The organism is Nostoc edaphicum CCNP1411 (genome assembly GCF_014023275.1).
GTDB lineage: Bacteria > Cyanobacteriota > Cyanobacteriia > Cyanobacteriales > Nostocaceae > Nostoc > Nostoc edaphicum_A.
Window position 1 is genome coordinate 4,222,718 of record NZ_CP054698.1, and the last position, 18,437, is coordinate 4,241,154.

An 18,437-nucleotide genomic window follows, 5' to 3' on the forward strand; every position below is an offset into this window, starting at 1 on the left:
TTGAAGAGAGGTTAAAAGTGTTGCTTCCATTCGAGAACTGCTATAAATAATCACAAGGTGGAAGGATGGCATACAGCGATTTTAGTCTCGCTAAGGTGAAAAAGAGTTTTGATTTAACACTCGATGAAACTCGGAATTTATTTGTTGATACAAAACCTGTTACACCATCAGAAACACTCAGAACGATTTTAATAGATTACATTCCTTTAGCAACTGCAATTTCAACCGAAAAAGCAAGGTCAGAGTTTTTAATTGCACCAATCCTCGCAGAAGTCAGACGATTATTAAATAATAAAATATCACTGTTCTCTGGAAATGAATTTAATGTTGATGCAACTCAAGGCTTACAAGGCTTTTGCGATTACATCATCAGCAATTCCCAAGAACAATTATTTCTTTCTGCTCCGGTAATGTTTATTTTTGAAGCGAAAAAAGAAGATATTATCGGCGGTCTGGGTCAATGTGTAGCGGCAATGATTGCAGCGCAACTGTTCAATCAAAATCAAGGCAATGAAGTTGGGCGAATTTACGGCTCGGTTACTAGTGGAACTAACTGGAAGTTTTTATTTTTAGAAGAGACGACTGTTTATATAGATTCGACTGAATACTATATTAAAGAAGTTGATAAACTTTTAGGTATTTTATTGCAACCTTTTCAGCCTGTTTTAACTGCTGTTTAAATATATTGCAGGTGCTAATGTAACTTACCTGGTCAAGTTTTAAAATTTGCTAAAAAATAAGATAAGTTAAACAACTCGTTTACCATTCAGTATCTAGGCATAAATAAATTCTGGAGTTTAGACTAAATACGAGCAAACGGAAGATAACACCAACAGACTTACGGAGCTAAAAAATCACACTACAAATAAAGAACAGAAACCTCTCGAAAAAGAAAAAGTGGTCAGTCATGTTGAACTAACCACTTTTTGGTCAATGCTGAAAAGAGGAAATATCTTACAGCTTGACCATGACATTAGATAAGCTTAAACAATTCCGCACAGGAATATACACCATCCTGGGCAAAGCCAAAGATGCTTTATTTGACCTGATGGATGCAGTGTTGGTAACACGTAGTGTTTATTCATTTGCAGAATTATCGGTAAGTCCAGTATTTAGAAGAAAGTGGTCTAGTACCTATGAAGCAATACAAGACGGTGAGCCACCCAGAACAGAATTAATGAAGTTGTATATAAAACAACAGTCAGTTAGAGAACAAATAGTCTTAGCAGGAGATCATACAGCTTGGGCAAGACCTGATGCGCGCACACTTCGAGAACGAACTTTTGAGCATCAAGCCCATCCAATGTCAGGGGCAAAACCAGTAACAATAGGACAAGGTTACAGCACCATAGCAATAATTCCAGAAACAGAAGGCAGTTGGGCATTACCGTTATTACATGAACGGATTACAAGTTTTGAAAACCCGATTCAAAAAGCTGCGGCACAACTAAAACTTGTTTGTGAAAATTTGCCAACACGTCCGATTAGCTTGTGGGATGCGGAATATGGCTGTGCAAGTTTTGTCAAACAAACTGCCGACATTGCCGCAGATAAATTAATGCGCGTGCGTTCTAATCGACTACTCTATGGTGCGCCGCCAGTTTATCGAGGTCATGGTCGTCCGAGGATTCATGGTGATAAGTTCAAGGTGAACGACTCAACTACATGGTGGACACCCGACCAAAGTTTAGAGATTAATGATTCCAAAATGGGGCAGATGTGCATCCGTCTGTGGTGTAATCTGCATTTTCAACAGTCTGCTAAACACTCAATGAATCTGATTCAAATCCAGCGAACTGATGAATTGGGGGAGGCGAAGACAAAACCTTTATGGTTAGTGTGGGTTGGAGTTGAAATGCCGGCTTTATCACAATTATGGCGACTTTACTTTCGCCGATTTGCGATTGACCATTGGTATAGATTTGCCAAGCAACGACTACATTGGACGCTTCCAAATCTCAGCACTCCTGAACAGTGTGAGCGATGGAGTGATCTTTTACCTCTGATGACTTGGCAATTATGGTTAGCACGCGATTTTGTCACCGACAACCCTTTACCCTGGCAAAAACCAAAACCCAAGCTGAGTCCCGGACGAGTAGCTCAAGCGATGGGAGAAATTTTCGCGGCAATTGGGACACCTGCTGTTCCTCCTAAACCTCGTGGAAAATCCCCTGGATGGACAGAAGGTCAAACTCGCACTCGTAGAATTCGTTATCCAACTGTCAAAAAAAGCACTGCAAAACAAAAAAAACAAGTGCCACAATCTGCTTAATTCTTTGATTTTTCAATTTTGGGGTGTAATGCTTGTGACTCAGTTATCCTGAGTTACTTTGTCATGCGTTTAGTCTAAACTCCAGTTAGAACGCACGCGCATTAATTTATCTGCGGCAATGTCGGCAGTTTGTTTGACAAAACTTGCACAGCCATATTCCGCATCCCACAAGCTAATCGGACGTGTTGGCAAATTTTCACAAACAAGTTTTAGTTGTGCCGCAGCTTTTTGAATCGGGTTTTCAAAACTTGTAATCCGTTCATGTAATAACGGTAATGCCCAACTGCCTTCTGTTTCTGGAATTATTGCTATGGTGCTGTAACCTTGTCCTATTGTTACTGGTTTTGCCCCTGACATTGGATGGGCTTGATGCTCAAAAGTTCGTTCTCGAAGTGTGCGCGCATCAGGTCTTGCCCAAGCTGTATGATCTCCTGCTAAGACTATTTGTTCTCTAACTGACTGTTGTTTTATATACAACTTCATTAATTCTGTTCTGGGTGGCTCACCGTCTTGTATTGCTTCATAGGTACTAGACCACTTTCTTCTAAATACTGGACTTACCGATAATTCTGCAAATGAATAAACACTACGTGTTACCAACACTGCATCCATCAGGTCAAATAAAGCATCTTTGGCTTTGCCCAGGATGGTGTATATTCCTGTGCGGAATTGTTTAAGCTTATCTAATGTCATGGTCAAGCTGTAAGATATTTCCTCTTTTCAGCATTGACCAAAAAGTGGTTAGTTCAACATGACTGACCACTTTTTCTTTTTCGAGAGGTTTCTGTTCTTTATTTGTAGTGTGATTTTTTAGCTCCGTAAGTCTGTTGGTGTTATCTTCCGTTTGCTCGTATTTAGTCTAAACTCCAGGCACTGGGTATTACTGTTTTAGTCATGAATAAAATTTTATTCATTGGCTGTAGAAAATAGGAATTGAAGGAGGCTTGTCAATTTTGCCTTCAGAAGCCATTGTTGGCAAGAGTTTTCACGGGTGCGGTTTCCAAAGCCCTCTCGTTAGGTGGTGGGTTGAAAGTTATGATCCCCGAAGTAGGCGCTTTGGTTATATAATTTTGTATTAGGGTGGTTTGAAAGGAGTGCTGCGATCGCACGTAAAACGCAGCTAGATAGTAGCGAAGCCTCTGTTTCGGTGAAAACAGTAAAACAAGAGGTAGGAAATTTTTGTAATTAGACTGCAAATAAAGTGCTTTAAAGCTACCCTGTAATTCAAGAGCCTTGGGCTTGCTCTATATAAATTAAATTAGAAAACATATATATATAGCCGAGTTTTACAGGCTGATTTTGGACAATAATTATTTAAAACTGGTTTCAACTCTGGACAATAATTATTTAAAACTGATTTGATTGCTGAAAGCCCCGAAAATACGTAACTTATGCCCCTGAACTTGGAAAACTGGACATTAATTCTTTAAAAGTGACAATAATTATTTAATGTACACATGGAGAATAACGGATTTGAACCGATGGCCTCTGCGGTGCGATCGCAGCGCTCTACCAACTGAGCTAATTCCCCTTGATCGGTATCAAGTCAAGAGTAATATCACTCTTTAACTCAATCCACTATCACCATAGAGTATTCTAACACTCAGTTACCGATGGCTGAGGCTCTTTTTGAGAATAAACCTTCTGCACCCGTTCGAGTTCTAAATCACTGAGATAATCAACAGTCCAGTTGCAGCAGCGTTGGAGCATGTGGAATGGGTAAGTATTTGCTACACCAACAACTTGCATTTGCGATCGCTTCGCCGCCTCGATACCAGCTGGAGTATCTTCAATTGCCAGACATTCGTGTGGTTGAAGATTCAATTCCGGATATTCTTTATTTAGGTGTTTCACTGCCAGTAGATAACCATCGGGTTCTGGTTTACTGGTGGTGATGTCATCACCTGCTACGATAATTTTAAAATGCTCGGCTAGTTTAGCTCGGTGGAGTACCAATTCTATTTCTTTGCGAATAGCGCCACTGACTAGTCCTAATTTCAGATTCCGCGATCGCACCTGAAATATTAAGTCTTCTACACCTGAATATAAAGGCAGTTTCTCTATTTTCTCTAGTTCCACCGTATAAGCTTGGGCTTTGCGGTACAACAACTGAGTTAAATAGTTTTCGTTGGCTACTCTACCACGATTCGCGAGTAATTGCTGAAAACAAGCGCGATCGCTACGTCCCAAAGAAGCTTGACGCTCACTCACTTTTTGGGGTTGGAGATTTTCTTCAATGAGAATCTCATCTATCAGTTGCAGATGGATTGGCTCATCGTTAATGATCACACCATTAAAATCAAAGAGAACTGCCTTTAAACTCATGCCATTATGCCAAACGCTGGAGAACCAAGTCCCTCCAAATCATTATTATCTATTGATGTGGGAGCATACCGCCGAATATTTTCGGTTTTGATTGGTTTAACGCCGCTGGTTACCTGATTTATCCACCATACATCCTGCGATCGCACTGCTTCAAATCCAGCTGCACCCATATTCGCATCTATACTACTAGCTGCATATTCACGAATATATGGCTCCTCAAAAACATCATTGAGCCATTCTAGCTGACGCAGAGTCTTCTGATTGCCGTCTAGAATCAATACTTGCCCTCCAGTTACCAGCAACCGGAAGCTTTCCCGCAAAATTGCTAGTGACACCGCATCTGGTGTTTCGTGGAATAGCAAAGAAGCCGTCACCAAGTCAAATGTTGCATCACTCAAACCCGTTTTTTCCGCATTTCCATGTCGCCAGACTATATCTAAATCGGCATTTCTAGCTTTATCTTCTGCCCTTACCAGCATATAGGGTGATAAGTCCAAACCGATAACTTCTGCTTGCCAGAAAGCCTGTTTTAACATTAAAGTTGTGGAACCTGTGCCGCAACCTAAATCAAGTATGCGTCGTGGTTTCACCTTGACGGCATCAATTAAAGCCTGACGGACAATACTTTCATTCGGTGGCAGAACATATTGGGTAATCGGATCGTAAGTAACTGCTGCACTGGAATTGAGATATCCGCCTGTAACACCATGAAAATTTTGACTACTGTAGTACGCCGGAATTATCACATCATCTCGTTGGAAGCGATCGCACTCTTTCTCCCAGTCAATACTATCAGCGTAACGCCGTAACCCGTCTTCATCAATCAAAAGACGCACTATAGGGGATAAAAAACGTTCCCAGATTGTATCTTGACGCACTGTCATATTGTGTCAGAACTTTAAGAGTTTACTTAAGTAAAGTAATTTTCTTTACAAATTTTAATACATTTATAAAACATCTGCTTTCTGTCTGTGGTATAGGCTTGACGTTTGTAATAGTTTTAGTTACATTTGTAGTATAAAGAGGCTACTCTCTAAAAGTAGTTCTTCAGCTTCACGAAAATAGAGTGAACAAAATGAAAGACAATATGACATTTAAATTGCTACAACTAACTAGTACAGCACGGCGGAAATAAACCACCCATTCCCAATCAACAAAACCCTTAAGCTGTCTTAATTTTTAATTTTTAATTCCGCCTTGCGGTACTAGTCCTATCGATAATGAGTTATAGGTCATACCGATACTTATTAGTGACATAGACCCAATCGAAAATATAAAATTCAAAATCCAAAATAGAAACAATTATGCCCTACGAAAAGTTAGAAATTACCACACCAGCACCCGTCTTATCTTGGGCAAATCACTCTTTGGGGCCAGAAGAAACCAAGATGGCCAAGAATGTGGCATCATTACCATTTGTATTTAAGCACGTGGCATTAATGCCAGATGTTCACTTAGGAAAAGGTGCTTTAGTGGGTTCTGTAATTGCAACCAAAGAGGCAATTATACCAGCGGCTGTCGGTGTGGATATTGGTTGCGGTATGAGCGCTATCAAAACATCATTTTCCGCCGAACAACTAGAAGGTAAATTGAAGAAAATTCGCCTGGATATTGAAGCAGCAATTCCAACTGGATTCAACGAAAATAAAGACGTTGAAAAATCCGTCAGCAATTGGCAACACTGGGATGATTTTAAAGACTTACATCGCGGCGTGCAAGACCTACAAGGTAAAGCAATGAAACAAATGGGTTCTCTGGGTGGAGGAAACCACTTTATAGAAGTATGCCTCGATACAGAGAATCAAGTTTGGCTGATGCTGCATTCTGGTTCGCGTAACATTGGTAATAAACTTGCCCAGTGTCATATTCACACAGCTAGAGAATTAGCAAAAATGGCAGGTAATAAATTGCCTGACCCAGATTTAGCTCATTTTGTCGCAGGTACGCCAGAATTCCAGGCATATTGGCACGATTTACAATGGTCACAAAACTATGCGCGTGTCAACCGCGATGTGATGATGGCGCGTTTTAAGCACATAGTTGAGAAGCATTTAGTCGGTGGGAAAGCAACTAAACCTTTATTGCAAGTTAATTGTCATCACAATTACGCCGAAAAAGAAGTGCATTTTGACGAGGATGTATATGTTACTCGTAAAGGTGCAGTCCGCGCCCAGACTGAAGATTATGGGATTATTCCTGGTTCGATGGGGGCGAAGTCTTTCATCGTTAAAGGTAAAGGTAATGCCCACAGCTTCTGTTCTTGTTCTCACGGTGCAGGGCGTTTGATGTCTAGAAATAAGGCAAAAAATGTCTACACACTTGATGATTTGATAGAGCAAACAAATGGCGTAGAATGTCGTAAAGATGAGGGTGTGTTAGATGAAATTCCTGGTGCTTATAAGCCGATTGAGCAAGTTATGGCAAATCAAGCAGATTTAGTTGAAGTTGTAGCAACACTCAAGCAAGTTCTTTGTGTTAAGGGATAAATTTGTAGGTGGGTAGTGCCCGCCTTTTTCATTTTTAAACGTAAAGATCCGCTGAAGAATAAATGATTTTTTTAAGTAAATAGACTTGTCATGCAAAATAGTGAATACGAACAGCAATATAAGAAAAAAGTAATTGATTTCTTTGATAGCAGAAATAGCTACGACAACGATTACACAATTCATCGCGCTCTACCTCTACTAGATTTAGTTCAACTGCAAAAGGGACAAAAAGTATTAGATATGGCAACTGGCACAGGTATCATTGCCATTGCTGTTGCACAAATTATCGGTTCTGAAGGAAAAGTAACTGGAGTAGATTTTTCTTCAGGTATGCTAGCTCAAGCACAACAGAAAATTGAAGAATTAGGTTTGCAAAATATCGAACTAATTGAAGCTGATGCCGAATACATAAATTTCAATGATGAAAGTTTTGATGTAATTCTTTGCTCTACAGCGATAGTGTATTTTAAAGATATTCTTGCTGCTCTACGTAAATGGTATGGTTTTCTCAAACCAGGGGGAGTTGTGAGTTTTTCTTGTTGCTCTGAGCAATCATGTGGAGCGCCACTCATAATGGAAATTTGTGGCAAACATGATATTTTTCTGACAAATATCAATGAGCCGACAGGCACTCCCGAAAAGTGTCATAATCTGCTTGTAGAAGCTGGTTTTAAAGATATTGAAGTCAAGACACAACAATTAGGTTTCTACCGCAATCTAGATCAAGCTAGAGAATGGAATGGAGGATGGTTTCATCCTAGAGAAAACCCATTGTTACAAGTTTCATCAGGGCAAATGGCAGAATTAAAAGCAGAGTATCGTCAAAAAATTGAAGCAGAGGCGACTGAGCAAAAATCTTGGTACGAAAATCTGACTTTTTTTGTAACTTGCCAAAAGGCGTGAAGCAAGTAAGATTAGTGTGCGACTGAGCAAAAGGAGAATTTTGTTGTAGCTTGTAAGTGATTAATCGCTCTAAGTTTGGACTCTATTCAGCCAATTCATCAAATCATCTTCACTGGCGAAATCTAGTAGTACTTCACCCAAGTCTTCTAACTGAGCCAGGGACAAATCTTGCAACCGAGATTGTAATTGAGAATTAATTGAACCGAGCCGACGAGTTAATAGACGCATCACTAGCCTCAGTTCTGATTGTCTTCCTTGCTCAATGCCTTGCTCAATGCCTTGTTCAATGCCTTGTTCAATGCCTCGTTGTCTCCCTTCTTGAAGTCCCTCTTGGAGAATTTCTTGATAAATGGCAGATTCTCTCATATCTTCTCTCCTCAAAAACTGACGAATTGGTTCTTGATTTAATTCTGTTTTGAGAATCTGGATATCCGTTGCTTCAGATACAAGTAAGTAGCGGATAAAATCTTCTGGATACTGCTCAACCAGATATTTAAGAGTGTTGTCGTATGTCACTGTGATATCAGTTTGGAGAGAAACTAATGTTGAGACGTGATATCGCCACACCTCTACATAGTTTGTCCATAAAAAAATTTAAGTTTAGGTATTGTTTATTGTTAGCGCTACTCTATGACAAACTAATGCTCGCTGATAGCGCTAACATTTAAATTTGGTGTCTTTTCAAAACTACAGTGTCAAAGATTGAGGATTTGTCTCAATCAATTTCGCTAAATCTTGCAAGAACGCCGCAGCATGGGCACCATAAATAATGCGGTGGTCAGAAGTAATATTGACTTGCATTTGTTGCCGCACGCCAAATAAACCGTCAGGTGTTGCTACCACTTGCGGACGGGATGCCCCGATCGCTAAAATTGAACCTTGCCCAGGTGGCAAAATCGCATCAAACTTGTCTACGCCAAACATCCCCAAGTTCGACAGGGTAAAAGTACCACTGTTATATTCTTGGGGCTGTAATTGTTTTGCTCTCGCACGTTCTACCAAAGACTTCCAAGTACGCGATAGAGAATAAATATCCACTGCGTCTGCATTTTGCAGCACAGGTGTAATTAATCCGCCATCATCCATCGCTACTGCTACGGAAATGTTGATATCAGAATGATAAACAATACCCTGGTCTGAGTAGCTGGCATTCAAAAGTGGATGTTTTTGCAATGTTACCGCTACAGCTTTCGCCAGTAGCGCTGTCATTGTCACACCTTTGGATTTAATTTGTTTATAAAGTTTGTCTAATCCATCGGTGGTAATTGTATAACCGACACGGAAAACGGGCACGGATATGGTGGCTACCATGTTCCGCACTACGGCATTTTGGAAGGTAGTTAGAGGCACGGTTTGACCAGGAACAGCCGCTACCGGTGCGGGTGCTGGTGTGCGAGTTGCTGGGGGTGCAGATGGGGCACTGGTTGGTACAGGTGCGGGTGGGGCAACTGGGGCAGGGGCGGGTTGCTTGCCCTTATTGGACAATGCTTCTACATCCTCGGCGACAATGCGACCGTGGGGGCCACTACCTTGGAGTGTAGTTAAATCAACTTTGAGTTCTTTGGCTAACTTGCGGGCACGGGGTGAAACTACAAGCCTCCCTTCTTTGTGGTTAGACCCGTTTTGAGACGCTAAGGCAGGTGTTGCAGCTGAGGCTGTGACGGGGATTGGTTCAGGGGATGAGGTAGCACTAGCAGCTATGCCGCCGGAATTGGCAAGAGATTTGGCCTGTTCAATTTCAGCTTCCGTTTCGGCTATGAAGGCGATCGCAGATCCTACCGGGGCAGTTTCACCAGCTTCAACTATGATATGGGCAAGAAATCCCTCATAGAAGGTTTCTACATCCATATCTGCCTTATCTGACTCTACAACCACCACTGTTTCGCCTTTTTCCACTTTGTCACCTGGCGATTTCACCCAGGAGACGATTTTGCCTTCGGTCATGGTAGAACTCAGAGCCGGCATAAATACTTCGTGAATGCTCATAGGGTGGCTTGGGAATCAATGGTTTATGGACTTTAACAGCTTTTATCAGATCGAATTGTATCTTGGCGGGAGAGTTTTGGACTGTTTATATTTTAGGTTGGGCATTGGGAATTGGGCATTGGGCATTGGGCATTGGGCATTGGGCATTGGGAATTGGGCATTGGGCATTGGGCATTGGGCATTAACTTTTGACTAATAACTAATCAATTGACTTTAGGAACCTAAATATGGCTTAGAGGTCTATAATACAGAGCTATCCTCAATGGTTGGCTAATATCTCAATGTTGTTTTAGTCGTTGACTTGCAAAAACCACCACGAGTTTCTCACAGATTACATGGGATTGCTATTTATATTCCTCATAACTACTGCTTAAGATACAGGAGCTTTTCACAAGTAGAGAATATAAGATGAAGTTCCATCTCGAATTCAAAATTGGTAATAAACCTATTTGAAATTCCTGTTTACTTATATGTCGGCAAAGTTAAAATTCTTTTTGATTGTGATACTTGGTATCTTTGCCAGTGCTGGTGCTGGAGTTTATATTACCCAGCGCCAGCCATCTGTACCGATTGTTGAGACTAGTAACGAACAAGCCCAGCAGGTGGGAGCAATACATCAGTCTCAAGAACTTGTGGCATATTTAGACCGTTCCGATTATAAAACTATACCTCTAGAAAAGATCAACTCATCTCTCCAAGGTAGTGATCCTGCGACCCTCGCCCTGAATGCCTTTGAGGACATAGCATCAGTGGGAGGAACACGAAAAGTAGAGGTAGCTTATCCGCAACGAAATCAGGCCTTAGTGACGATTACACAAATCAAACAGGGTGATGATTCAGTTGGTATTAAATATCGAGTTGAGATGACCACCTTTGGGCGATCGCTTTTTATCAGTTCACCCCCAGTCTGGCAAATTGTTTGGGCTGGCTCCCAGAGAGAATGTTGGGCTGGAAGCCGCTCCCAAACAAAGTTAAATCACATCTGTGATTAGTCATTGGTCATTGGTCATTAGTCATTGGTCACAAAACAAATGACAACGGACAAATGACAAATGACAAATTTAAATGTCGCCGCGAATTTCTTCTACAACGCCATCGCGCAGAACGATTTCGACCTGCATTTTGCTAATCAGGTTATCACCGGTTTCTACCCGGAAAAAGCCTTCCATTTGAAATTGGTTAACTTCCTGATCCTGCTGGAGAAACTGCACTTGCTGGAGGTTTTGCAGCAACTGATTTTTCTGCTCTAGAAATTCACTTTTCTTTTGATTGACTTGGAGTTGAATATTGTCAATTTGTTGGAGGGTCTGGGGGCCTGGTGGTTGCAGACTCTGCTTTTGAATTGCCGCGATCGCTCTTTGTCCTTCAACGTCTAGCTGTTGCAATTGCTGATCAAGTTGATTGATCTGCGTTTGCAGCTGCTGTTGTACTTCCTCTTTCCAGAGAGGAGTCACAATGACTTTGACGTTGACGACGCGTTTCAGAAGCAAATTAGACTTGGAGACATCCATAAATATTTCACGTTCACTCTTTACAGTTAGCAGGTGGAATCATCAGGCAAACATGCCGTCAATAATATCGCGATAGCGTTCCGTGACGACATGTCGGCGAACTTTCAGTGTTTGTGTCATCAAGCCATTTTCGATGGAAAACGGTTCCAGGATGAGTTTAAACGCTCCGATGCGGTCATCCGGTCGATAGCCTGGACGATTTTGGACTTCCCGATTCAATTCTTGGCGAAATAAATCCTGGATCATTCTACTCTCGAAGTCAATTTTTTGACTATCTGAGGAAGTTACCTGATCATTGGGCGTATCCAGTATCAAATTCTGACTTACTGCCCATTTTTCTAAGGCTTCGATATTGGGGACAATTAAGGCTCCCAGGCTGCGCTGATCTTGGCCGACGAGCATAATTTGATCGATGTATGGCGATCGCAAACACGCATCTTCGATCGGCTGTGGCTCGATGTTTTCCCCGTTAGTCAATACAATCGTATCCTTTGCTCTGCCAGTCAGCACCAAGTCGTCTTGTGGTGTCAGCCAACCCAAATCGCCGCTGTCAAACCAACCTTCAGCATCAATTGCTTTCGCTGTCGCTTGCGGATTTTGGTAATAGCCTTGCATAATCTGCGGCCCCTTCAACAATACCAAGCCTCGCTTTTCTATTGGCAAAGGTGCTTTTGTCTCAGGATCGACGATTTTAGCTTCTGTAGCGGGGAGTGGTAGTCCTGATGCGCCAATCAAATTTCGCCAAGGACGCCGCACATGGGTAACAGGAGAGGTTTCTGTCAAGCCATAGCCTTGCAAAATCTGCACACCAATAATTTCAAAGAAGTTATCTATATGTCTAGGAAGCGCACCGCCGCCGCTAATCATCTGCTTAACTCGTCCTCCTGTGGCTTCCCGCACCTTGGCATAAACCAGTCGTTCTCCCAAGGCATGGAGGGGTAATAAAGCCGCTGCGATTATCCTAGCTGCTAATCGTTCGATGCCTGAAGCATGAAGATTATTTAAATCCAATCCCTGAGCAACTCGCTGCGCTCTAATATATTTTTCGCTCATGCCCAATAAAAATTTAATTAGGCGTTGCTTTTTGGCTGGTTGTTCGCGGAACTGCTTTTGCACTCCTTCATAAATCGATTCCCATAAGCGGGGTACACCGACCATGTAGTTGGGTTTAAATTGTCTCAAATCCCCTTTTACGGAGCGCAAATTGGTATAAACTTGTGTGCAACCTTGAGATAGTAGGTAATATTCAACAGTTCGTTCATAGCTGTGCCACGAAGGCAGGATACTAAGAACCATATCACCCGCGTTTGGTTGCAATACTGTCCCAAAAGTTATCACTTGGTGCATCAAGTTGTTATAAGACAGCATTACACCCTTGGGTTTACCCGTAGTTCCGGAGGTGTAAATTAGTGTTGCTAGGGCGTCACGATTTGGCTTGACTGGCACGAAATTATGATTTACCCCAATTTCGATCAACTGAGAAAAGTTCAGTACTTTTAGGGTTTCGCCTGTAGGTGGTGCTTCATCGGAAAGTAAGATGACCACTTGAATTGGTAAATCGTTGAGGCGGTCTTGTAGTTTTTTAAGTGTTTTTAAATCCTCAACTACGATCGCTGTACTGCCGCTATTAGCAATGATAAACAACAGTTCTTCCTTTTCCGCTTGGGAGCTACGCACTGCATCAACTCCTCCAGCGGTCATTATGCCTTGATCGGCAATAAACCAGCGAGGACTGTTGTCAGCAATTAAGGAAATGCGATCGCCTACTTTTACTCCCAACGCTTGTAACCCAGCAGCAAATAGTCGCATTTGCTCTGCTAGCTGGGTATAAGTAATCACTACTTCTGGTTTAGCATGAGGGTTGTGAAGGGCGACAATATTACCAAATTGTTGAGCTGCCAAAGGCCAAATTTCTGGCAGCGATTCCACATTTGTGTAATCTACCACCCGCTTTAATGCTTGGCGTTCTCGTTCACTAATGTTAGATAAAAAAGAAGACGCGGTTTGGGTTTTTGACATAACACCTTACCTAAGTATCGTAAACTGATTATTTTCCAACTTATTTTGTTATTACGCTACAATATCAATCCTTATTATCTACATTCCCTTCTATGTATGATAATTCCAGGAATTCCACGTTTATATTTACAAAAATTTATGGTAAAGTTAATTTACATAGAGTGAATGCAATGGATTGTGTTTGCATCTAAGAACAGCGATGTCTACGACGGGCTACGCCTACGCCTATTTTTCACAGGAGATGATTACCTATGAATTTTATAGACACAATACTGCTAACGCTGCTCAATATTGCTGCTTGCATAGCATTACCTAAAATTTTAACTATCCTTTCGGCTGAGAAAACCAAACTTACCGAAGTGTTGCCGAATGGTTCCAAATTACAAACAGCCAAAATTGAACTTACCAGTTTTCCTTATTGTACAGCTTACCCAGTAACAGGTAGTCAATTTTGTAAATTCAGTCCTGATTTCTGTGCCAAGTGTTCTCCGAATTGATGGACTGTTTGCCAAGAGAAATTACTGATACAAATCTGTAATATCTTCAACTTTTGCATCAAATTTTTCATCCAGGGGGGAGTCAGCCAGTACCGACTTTGGTGTGGCTTCAATTGAGCTTCTTCTAATAAGAATCTTCCCACATGGCGAACTTCCGAGTCTAAACACCAATTTATCGGTAGGAAAATTTCTTGATTGCAGACTACTATCGATATTCTTTTTCTGGTACTCTAAAGGCTGCATATTTCCATTCATTACCTTCTAAATATTCAATTTTAAATTCTCCTTTAGTCACTAAACTAATATCTTTCAGTTGTACTATCGCATTTTCTCCTAATAAAACACACTCAGAGTTGCTAGTGGAAGGTTGATTTGGCGTTGTATTTATTTGATTAATAACTTTACGCTGTAATTCTTGATACTGTTGCTCTGTTATTAATTTAGAATCGTATAACTTTTTTATATCTCTTAATTGGTTTTCTATATTTGAGCCGCCTTGATTTGACACGTTATCTACTTGACAAGAATCTGGCTTAAAAGCAATTTTTCTAACAGGATGATCCCACCATTTAGAAACCTGAGTTAACCAATTAGTTGTTCTTGTTGTATGTACTACTTTTACTTGATTATCAGTTATTTCTAAACGAACCCAATCAGTGGATCTTTTTTGAATCAAACCAGCAAATCCCCAAGACAAAACACTTCCTACTGAAACCCCAGAATCTGCTAGACGAAGCTTTATAACTCTAGGTTCTATAGCTTGTCCTATTTTAATTGGAGCCAAAGCTATAGAGTTAATATTATTAACAAGGAAAGTAAGATTCTTTTCTGTCGCAGTGGAAGGCTTTACTGCTGTAGAGTTTGTAACCAATATTGCTACTAGCAAAATGCTAATTCTCTTGCTCATGCTTATTATTATTTGTTCTACTGAAAAACGTGTAAATTAATAGACTATAGTAATTAATTTCAGGTTGTCAAGAAAATAATATTTAAGATTAGCCCTCTCAAGGTGGATAATAATTTTAGACATCAACCTCTTATCTCTGTGTTTTCTATATCTCTGTGGTTAAATTAATGACCAATTCATTGTATAGCCACAGAGAAGCCAGTGTGTTGCAGTGAGTCCAGTACTGTAAGCCGGTTCCCCGTTGTCGCAACTGGCGTGACACAGAGAGAAAAAAGATATTTTACTAGTCAACTTTAAATTATCAGAATATATTTAGTTAGCTTATAACCGATAAAAGAAATTCAAATACTGCTTTGAAGCAATTGTACTAATTTTGCTTCAAACTAAAAATATAGTAAACACCAATTTTGAAATAAGGACGATCGCACATGAGTTTAATCGATGGTATATTACTGACGCTGCTCAATACTGTTGCTTGCCTTGCACTGCCTAAATTGCTAGCAACTCTGTCTGCAAAAAGCCAAAATACTTCACCATCGCTGTCTACTGCGATATCAAAAGATTCTAACTCTGAAATCCCCAGTTTTTCGTAATATAAGCTAATTTTATCTAGATATCGCTTTGATGACGAGACAATTTAGCTATTGGCGCAAAGCGATATCTTAAGGGAAATTATTCACATTGTGTTTTCGGAAAATAATGAGTGTGCATATTTCCACAAAATAAAATTTTATAGAGAAAAATCTGGACTAGGTACAGCGAAAAATAGGCAATAGAGAAGAATTATAGTATTACTACTAAATAAGGTTTTTAGTAGCTTAATTTTGCTTTTTTATCGCGACAAAGAATTAATTTTTTCTTGTTGATTTTATCACCCAAGGGGATTAAAAAGAAAAGCCCCAAAAGTCAGAGAAGAGGACAAGGGGCAGGGGGCAGGGGGGAGAACCCCATACATAAATGTAGTTGCTCTGAACTAAGGACGTATTATTTCTCGTGCTGTGCATCTCGAAATAAATATTTTATTTTTGGGCATAAATAAATTTATTTGCTCTGAAACCCTTGTGGCACGCCCAATGTTGTTTGCGCTTTTGTTTTCGGCGGGATTTTAGACCCTGTGTTCGTTTCGGTCACTCTAATAAGGGCTGGAAGCAGTATTCCCTTCTGCCAACTGAGCCTCCTGCCCTCTGCCTTTCTTGATAAAAAAATCAGGGTAAAAGTGGCGATGTGATTTCATCATCGCCTAACAAAGTAGCAACTAAAACCAACTGTGCTTTTTCCCGCCGATAAACTTCAACGTGTTTAGTAAAGTGATCGACAATCCAATACTCACGCACGCCTTGAATTTATCTTTCCTTTGGGCAAGGCAGTTATGGTATTTAAATTAGAACCATAATGAAAAGCACAGATCAAGCAAAACTTTGTATGCTGACATTTACCCAACTTAAACCACCTAATCACGATGCCGCAGTTACTTTTACTCTGGCGCTGACAGCAGAAGAACGCACTCGCAGTCGTCATCGCTTTGAAACTGAAGATGGTAAAGTTATATTTTTACATTTACCCAGAGGAACTGTTTTACACGATGGCGATATTCTGCAAGAAGAAACCCATAGCAGTTTAATCAGAATTGCTGCTAAACCAGAACTAGTACTGACTGCTTTTGCCCAAACACCACTTTTATTACGGGCGGCATACCATCTAGGAAATCGTCATGTACCTGTAGAAATTACTCCAACTTATTTACGCTTGTCTTCAGACTCAGTTTTACGCACAATGTTGGAACAATTAGGGTTAGAAGTTAAAGAGGAAATTTTACCATTTCAGCCAGAATTAGGAGCTTATGGACAACACCATCATGCTCACTGATAGTCATCTTTTGAGTATTTTACAATTGGCTAGCCCCGCTTTGCCTGTGGGAGCATATAGTTATTCTGAAGGCTTGGAAACGCTCGTAGAAAATGGTATTATTGCCGACGCCTTACATCTCAAACTTTGGTTAAAAGCAGAGTTGCTCTGCGGGGCAATTCGTTTAGAGGCGGCGGTGATGGTACGATCGCAGCAATCCGCAAAAATGAATGATGCAGAGTCGCTATGCCGTTGGAATCTCTGGTTATCCGCCGCTAGAGAAACAGAAGAATTACGCGCCTCTAGTTGGCAGATGGGGCGATCGCTCATCCAATTACTTGGTAAACTAGAACCGCAGATTGTACCTATTGCCAATGCTGTAGGTAATCCTTGCAATTATGCGATCGCTTTTGGCATTGCCATTGCCCATTGGCAAATCAATATCAAAGCTGCATTACTTGGATATCTGCACAGTTGGGCAAGTAATTTGATTACTGCTGGCGTGAAACTTATCCCTCTTGGACAAACAGCAGGACAGCAGTTATTGCTAGATTTGCAACCATTACTCAGTGCTGCGGCATTGGAAATTCTAGCGTTGGAGGATGATCAACTCGCCTGTTGTAGTTGGGGTTTGTCGCTGGCAAGTATGCAGCATGAAACGCAGTATACAAGGTTGTTTAGGAGTTAGTCATTTGTCATTGGTCATTGGTCAAAAACTAATAACTAATAACTAATAACCATCTACCAAGCGAAAGTGACAAAGGACAAAGGACAAATGAGAATGAATACATTTAGAGTGGGAGTTGCTGGCCCGGTGGGTTCGGGGAAGACCGCTTTGGTGGATGCTTTGTGTAAGGGATTGCGTGAGCAGTATCAGATTGCGGTAGTGACGAATGATATTTATACTCAGGAGGATGCTCAGTTTTTAGTGCGTTCTCAGGCGTTGGCTAGCGATCGCATTTTGGGTGTAGAGACTGGTGGTTGTCCTCATACTGCTATCCGCGAAGATGCTTCGATGAATTTGGCAGCAATTGAACAGTTAGAAGAACGTTTTCTCGATTTGGATTTGGTCTTTTTGGAAAGTGGCGGTGATAATTTGGCTGCTACTTTTAGTCCAGAATTGGTGGATTTAACAATTTATGTCATCGATGTTGCGGCTGGTGATAAAATTCCCCGCAAAGGTGGCCCCGGTATTACTAAATCTGATTTGTTAGTGATTAACAAAATTGACCTTGCACCTTATGTTGGTGCAGATTTAAGTGTGATGGAACGAGATGCTAAAAAAATGCGCGGCGATAAACCTTTTATTTTTACTAATTTAAAAACTCAGTCTGGACTTGCAGATGTAATTAACTTTGTTTGCACAAATATCTGTTGAAAAATGAGAATTTAGAGCTAGTACCGCAAGACGGAATTAAAAATTAAAAATTAAAAATTAAAAATGAAGACAGCGTAAGGGTTTTATTGATTGGGAATGGGTGGTTTATTTCCGCCGTGCTGTACTAGGGCAAATATCAATACTTGTCGGTTAAGGGGAAAAGGGGAAGGTGGGGCCCCCTCTGGGGATAAGGGGCGGGGGGGCTGGGGGAGGATTAGGGTGGGGTAAAACCTTGGGTTTTTCAGCTATTTCAGACTTGTGTGTACACCGTAGCCTTTACCCTTTTTCGTAATCCCCCATGCCCAATG

General features: G+C 41.0%; 19 protein-coding genes, 1 tRNA gene and 1 pseudogene. 11 read left to right on the plus strand and 10 right to left on the minus strand.

Features of this window, described 5'->3' with window-relative positions:
- Nucleotides 1–65 precede the first annotated feature (65 nt).
- Both HUN01_RS20225 and HUN01_RS20230 read left to right on the plus strand, forming a co-directional pair.
- A complete protein-coding gene (locus HUN01_RS20225; RefSeq protein ID WP_181927696.1) occupies nt 66–680 on the plus strand; it encodes a hypothetical protein in 615 nt (204 codons plus the stop codon).
- 287 nt (nt 681–967) lie between these two features.
- Nucleotides 968–2,272: an NF041680 family putative transposase gene (locus tag HUN01_RS20230; protein WP_181927697.1), complete on the plus strand. Its 1,305-nt coding sequence runs from the start codon at nt 968–970 to the stop codon at nt 2,270–2,272.
- A gap of 69 nt (nt 2,273–2,341) precedes the next feature.
- On the opposite strand, the gene HUN01_RS20235 is transcribed toward HUN01_RS20230, so the two are convergent.
- From HUN01_RS20235 to HUN01_RS20250, 4 genes are all read right to left on the minus strand, one after another.
- Nucleotides 2,342–2,965, minus strand: coding sequence for a transposase (locus tag HUN01_RS20235; protein ID WP_181927698.1), 624 nt, complete (start codon nt 2,963–2,965; stop codon nt 2,342–2,344).
- Nucleotides 2,966–3,730: 765 nt separating this feature from the next.
- Nucleotides 3,731–3,803: transfer RNA gene (locus HUN01_RS20240), tRNA-Ala, on the minus strand.
- A gap of 65 nt (nt 3,804–3,868) precedes the next feature.
- A complete protein-coding gene (locus tag HUN01_RS20245; RefSeq protein ID WP_181927699.1) occupies nt 3,869–4,597 on the minus strand; it encodes an HAD family hydrolase in 729 nt (242 codons plus the stop codon).
- On the minus strand, nt 4,594–5,481 hold the full coding sequence (locus HUN01_RS20250; protein ID WP_181927700.1) for a class I SAM-dependent methyltransferase: 888 nt from the start codon (nt 5,479–5,481) through the stop codon (nt 4,594–4,596). The genes HUN01_RS20245 and HUN01_RS20250 overlap by 4 nt, the downstream gene beginning before the upstream one ends.
- Nucleotides 5,482–5,901: 420 nt before the next feature.
- Here HUN01_RS20250 and HUN01_RS20255 point away from each other — a divergent pair, with 420 nt between their 5' ends.
- A complete protein-coding gene (locus HUN01_RS20255; protein ID WP_181927701.1) occupies nt 5,902–7,083 on the plus strand; it encodes an RtcB family protein in 1,182 nt (393 codons plus the stop codon).
- A gap of 90 nt (nt 7,084–7,173) precedes the next feature.
- Nucleotides 7,174–7,986 carry a class I SAM-dependent methyltransferase gene (locus HUN01_RS20260; protein ID WP_181927702.1) on the plus strand — a complete coding sequence of 271 codons (813 nt, stop codon included), beginning with the start codon at nt 7,174–7,176 and terminating at the stop codon, nt 7,984–7,986.
- Between the two features lie 69 nt (nt 7,987–8,055).
- On the opposite strand, the gene HUN01_RS20265 is transcribed toward HUN01_RS20260, so the two are convergent.
- Nucleotides 8,056–8,502 (minus strand): DUF4351 domain-containing protein, encoded by a 447-nt coding sequence (locus HUN01_RS20265; protein WP_181927703.1) that lies wholly within the window; start codon nt 8,500–8,502, stop codon nt 8,056–8,058.
- Between the two features lie 171 nt (nt 8,503–8,673).
- Nucleotides 8,674–9,972 carry a dihydrolipoamide acetyltransferase family protein gene (locus HUN01_RS20270; protein WP_181927704.1) on the minus strand — a complete coding sequence of 433 codons (1,299 nt, stop codon included), beginning with the start codon at nt 9,970–9,972 and terminating at the stop codon, nt 8,674–8,676.
- Between the two features lie 62 nt (nt 9,973–10,034).
- Here HUN01_RS20270 and HUN01_RS36195 point away from each other — a divergent pair, with 62 nt between their 5' ends.
- Nucleotides 10,035–10,157 (plus strand): hypothetical protein, encoded by a 123-nt coding sequence (locus HUN01_RS36195; protein WP_257797987.1) that lies wholly within the window; start codon nt 10,035–10,037, stop codon nt 10,155–10,157.
- A gap of 285 nt (nt 10,158–10,442) precedes the next feature.
- Nucleotides 10,443–10,964 carry a hypothetical protein gene (locus HUN01_RS20275; RefSeq protein ID WP_181927705.1) on the plus strand — a complete coding sequence of 174 codons (522 nt, stop codon included), beginning with the start codon at nt 10,443–10,445 and terminating at the stop codon, nt 10,962–10,964.
- A gap of 69 nt (nt 10,965–11,033) precedes the next feature.
- On the opposite strand, the gene HUN01_RS20280 is transcribed toward HUN01_RS20275, so the two are convergent.
- Nucleotides 11,034–11,483: a YlqD family protein gene (locus tag HUN01_RS20280; protein WP_069072569.1), complete on the minus strand. Its 450-nt coding sequence runs from the start codon at nt 11,481–11,483 to the stop codon at nt 11,034–11,036.
- 42 nt (nt 11,484–11,525) lie between these two features.
- The gene (locus HUN01_RS20285) at nt 11,526–13,502 is read right to left on the minus strand and encodes an AMP-dependent synthetase/ligase (RefSeq protein ID WP_181927706.1); all 1,977 of its coding nucleotides are present in this window, start codon (nt 13,500–13,502) and stop codon (nt 11,526–11,528) included.
- 251 nt (nt 13,503–13,753) lie between these two features.
- Between HUN01_RS20285 and HUN01_RS20290 the strand changes: the two genes are divergently transcribed.
- Nucleotides 13,754–13,999 (plus strand): hypothetical protein, encoded by a 246-nt coding sequence (locus tag HUN01_RS20290; RefSeq protein ID WP_181927707.1) that lies wholly within the window; start codon nt 13,754–13,756, stop codon nt 13,997–13,999.
- Between the two features lie 205 nt (nt 14,000–14,204).
- Here HUN01_RS20290 and HUN01_RS20295 read toward each other — a convergent pair whose 3' ends face one another.
- Nucleotides 14,205–14,906 carry a hypothetical protein gene (locus HUN01_RS20295; RefSeq protein WP_181927708.1) on the minus strand — a complete coding sequence of 234 codons (702 nt, stop codon included), beginning with the start codon at nt 14,904–14,906 and terminating at the stop codon, nt 14,205–14,207.
- Between the two features lie 428 nt (nt 14,907–15,334).
- Here HUN01_RS20295 and HUN01_RS20300 point away from each other — a divergent pair, with 428 nt between their 5' ends.
- Complete coding sequence (locus HUN01_RS20300; protein WP_181927709.1) at nt 15,335–15,499, plus strand: hypothetical protein; 165 nt, start codon at nt 15,335–15,337, stop codon at nt 15,497–15,499.
- 612 nt (nt 15,500–16,111) lie between these two features.
- Here the strand turns inward: HUN01_RS20300 and HUN01_RS20305 are convergent.
- Nucleotides 16,112–16,249, minus strand: a pseudogene (locus HUN01_RS20305) (Uma2 family endonuclease); the annotation flags it as partial.
- A gap of 79 nt (nt 16,250–16,328) precedes the next feature.
- On the opposite strand from HUN01_RS20305, the gene ureE reads away from it, so the two are divergent.
- From ureE to ureG, 3 genes are all read left to right on the plus strand, one after another.
- Nucleotides 16,329–16,772, plus strand: coding sequence for an urease accessory protein UreE (gene ureE, locus HUN01_RS20310; protein ID WP_181932754.1), 444 nt, complete (start codon nt 16,329–16,331; stop codon nt 16,770–16,772).
- A complete protein-coding gene (locus tag HUN01_RS20315; RefSeq protein ID WP_181927710.1) occupies nt 16,747–17,439 on the plus strand; it encodes an urease accessory protein UreF in 693 nt (230 codons plus the stop codon). The genes ureE and HUN01_RS20315 overlap by 26 nt, the downstream gene beginning before the upstream one ends.
- A 93-nt stretch (nt 17,440–17,532) precedes the next feature.
- The gene (gene ureG / locus HUN01_RS20320; protein WP_181932755.1) at nt 17,533–18,129 is read left to right on the plus strand and encodes an urease accessory protein UreG; all 597 of its coding nucleotides are present in this window, start codon (nt 17,533–17,535) and stop codon (nt 18,127–18,129) included.
- Nucleotides 18,130–18,437: the final 308 nt, after the last annotated feature.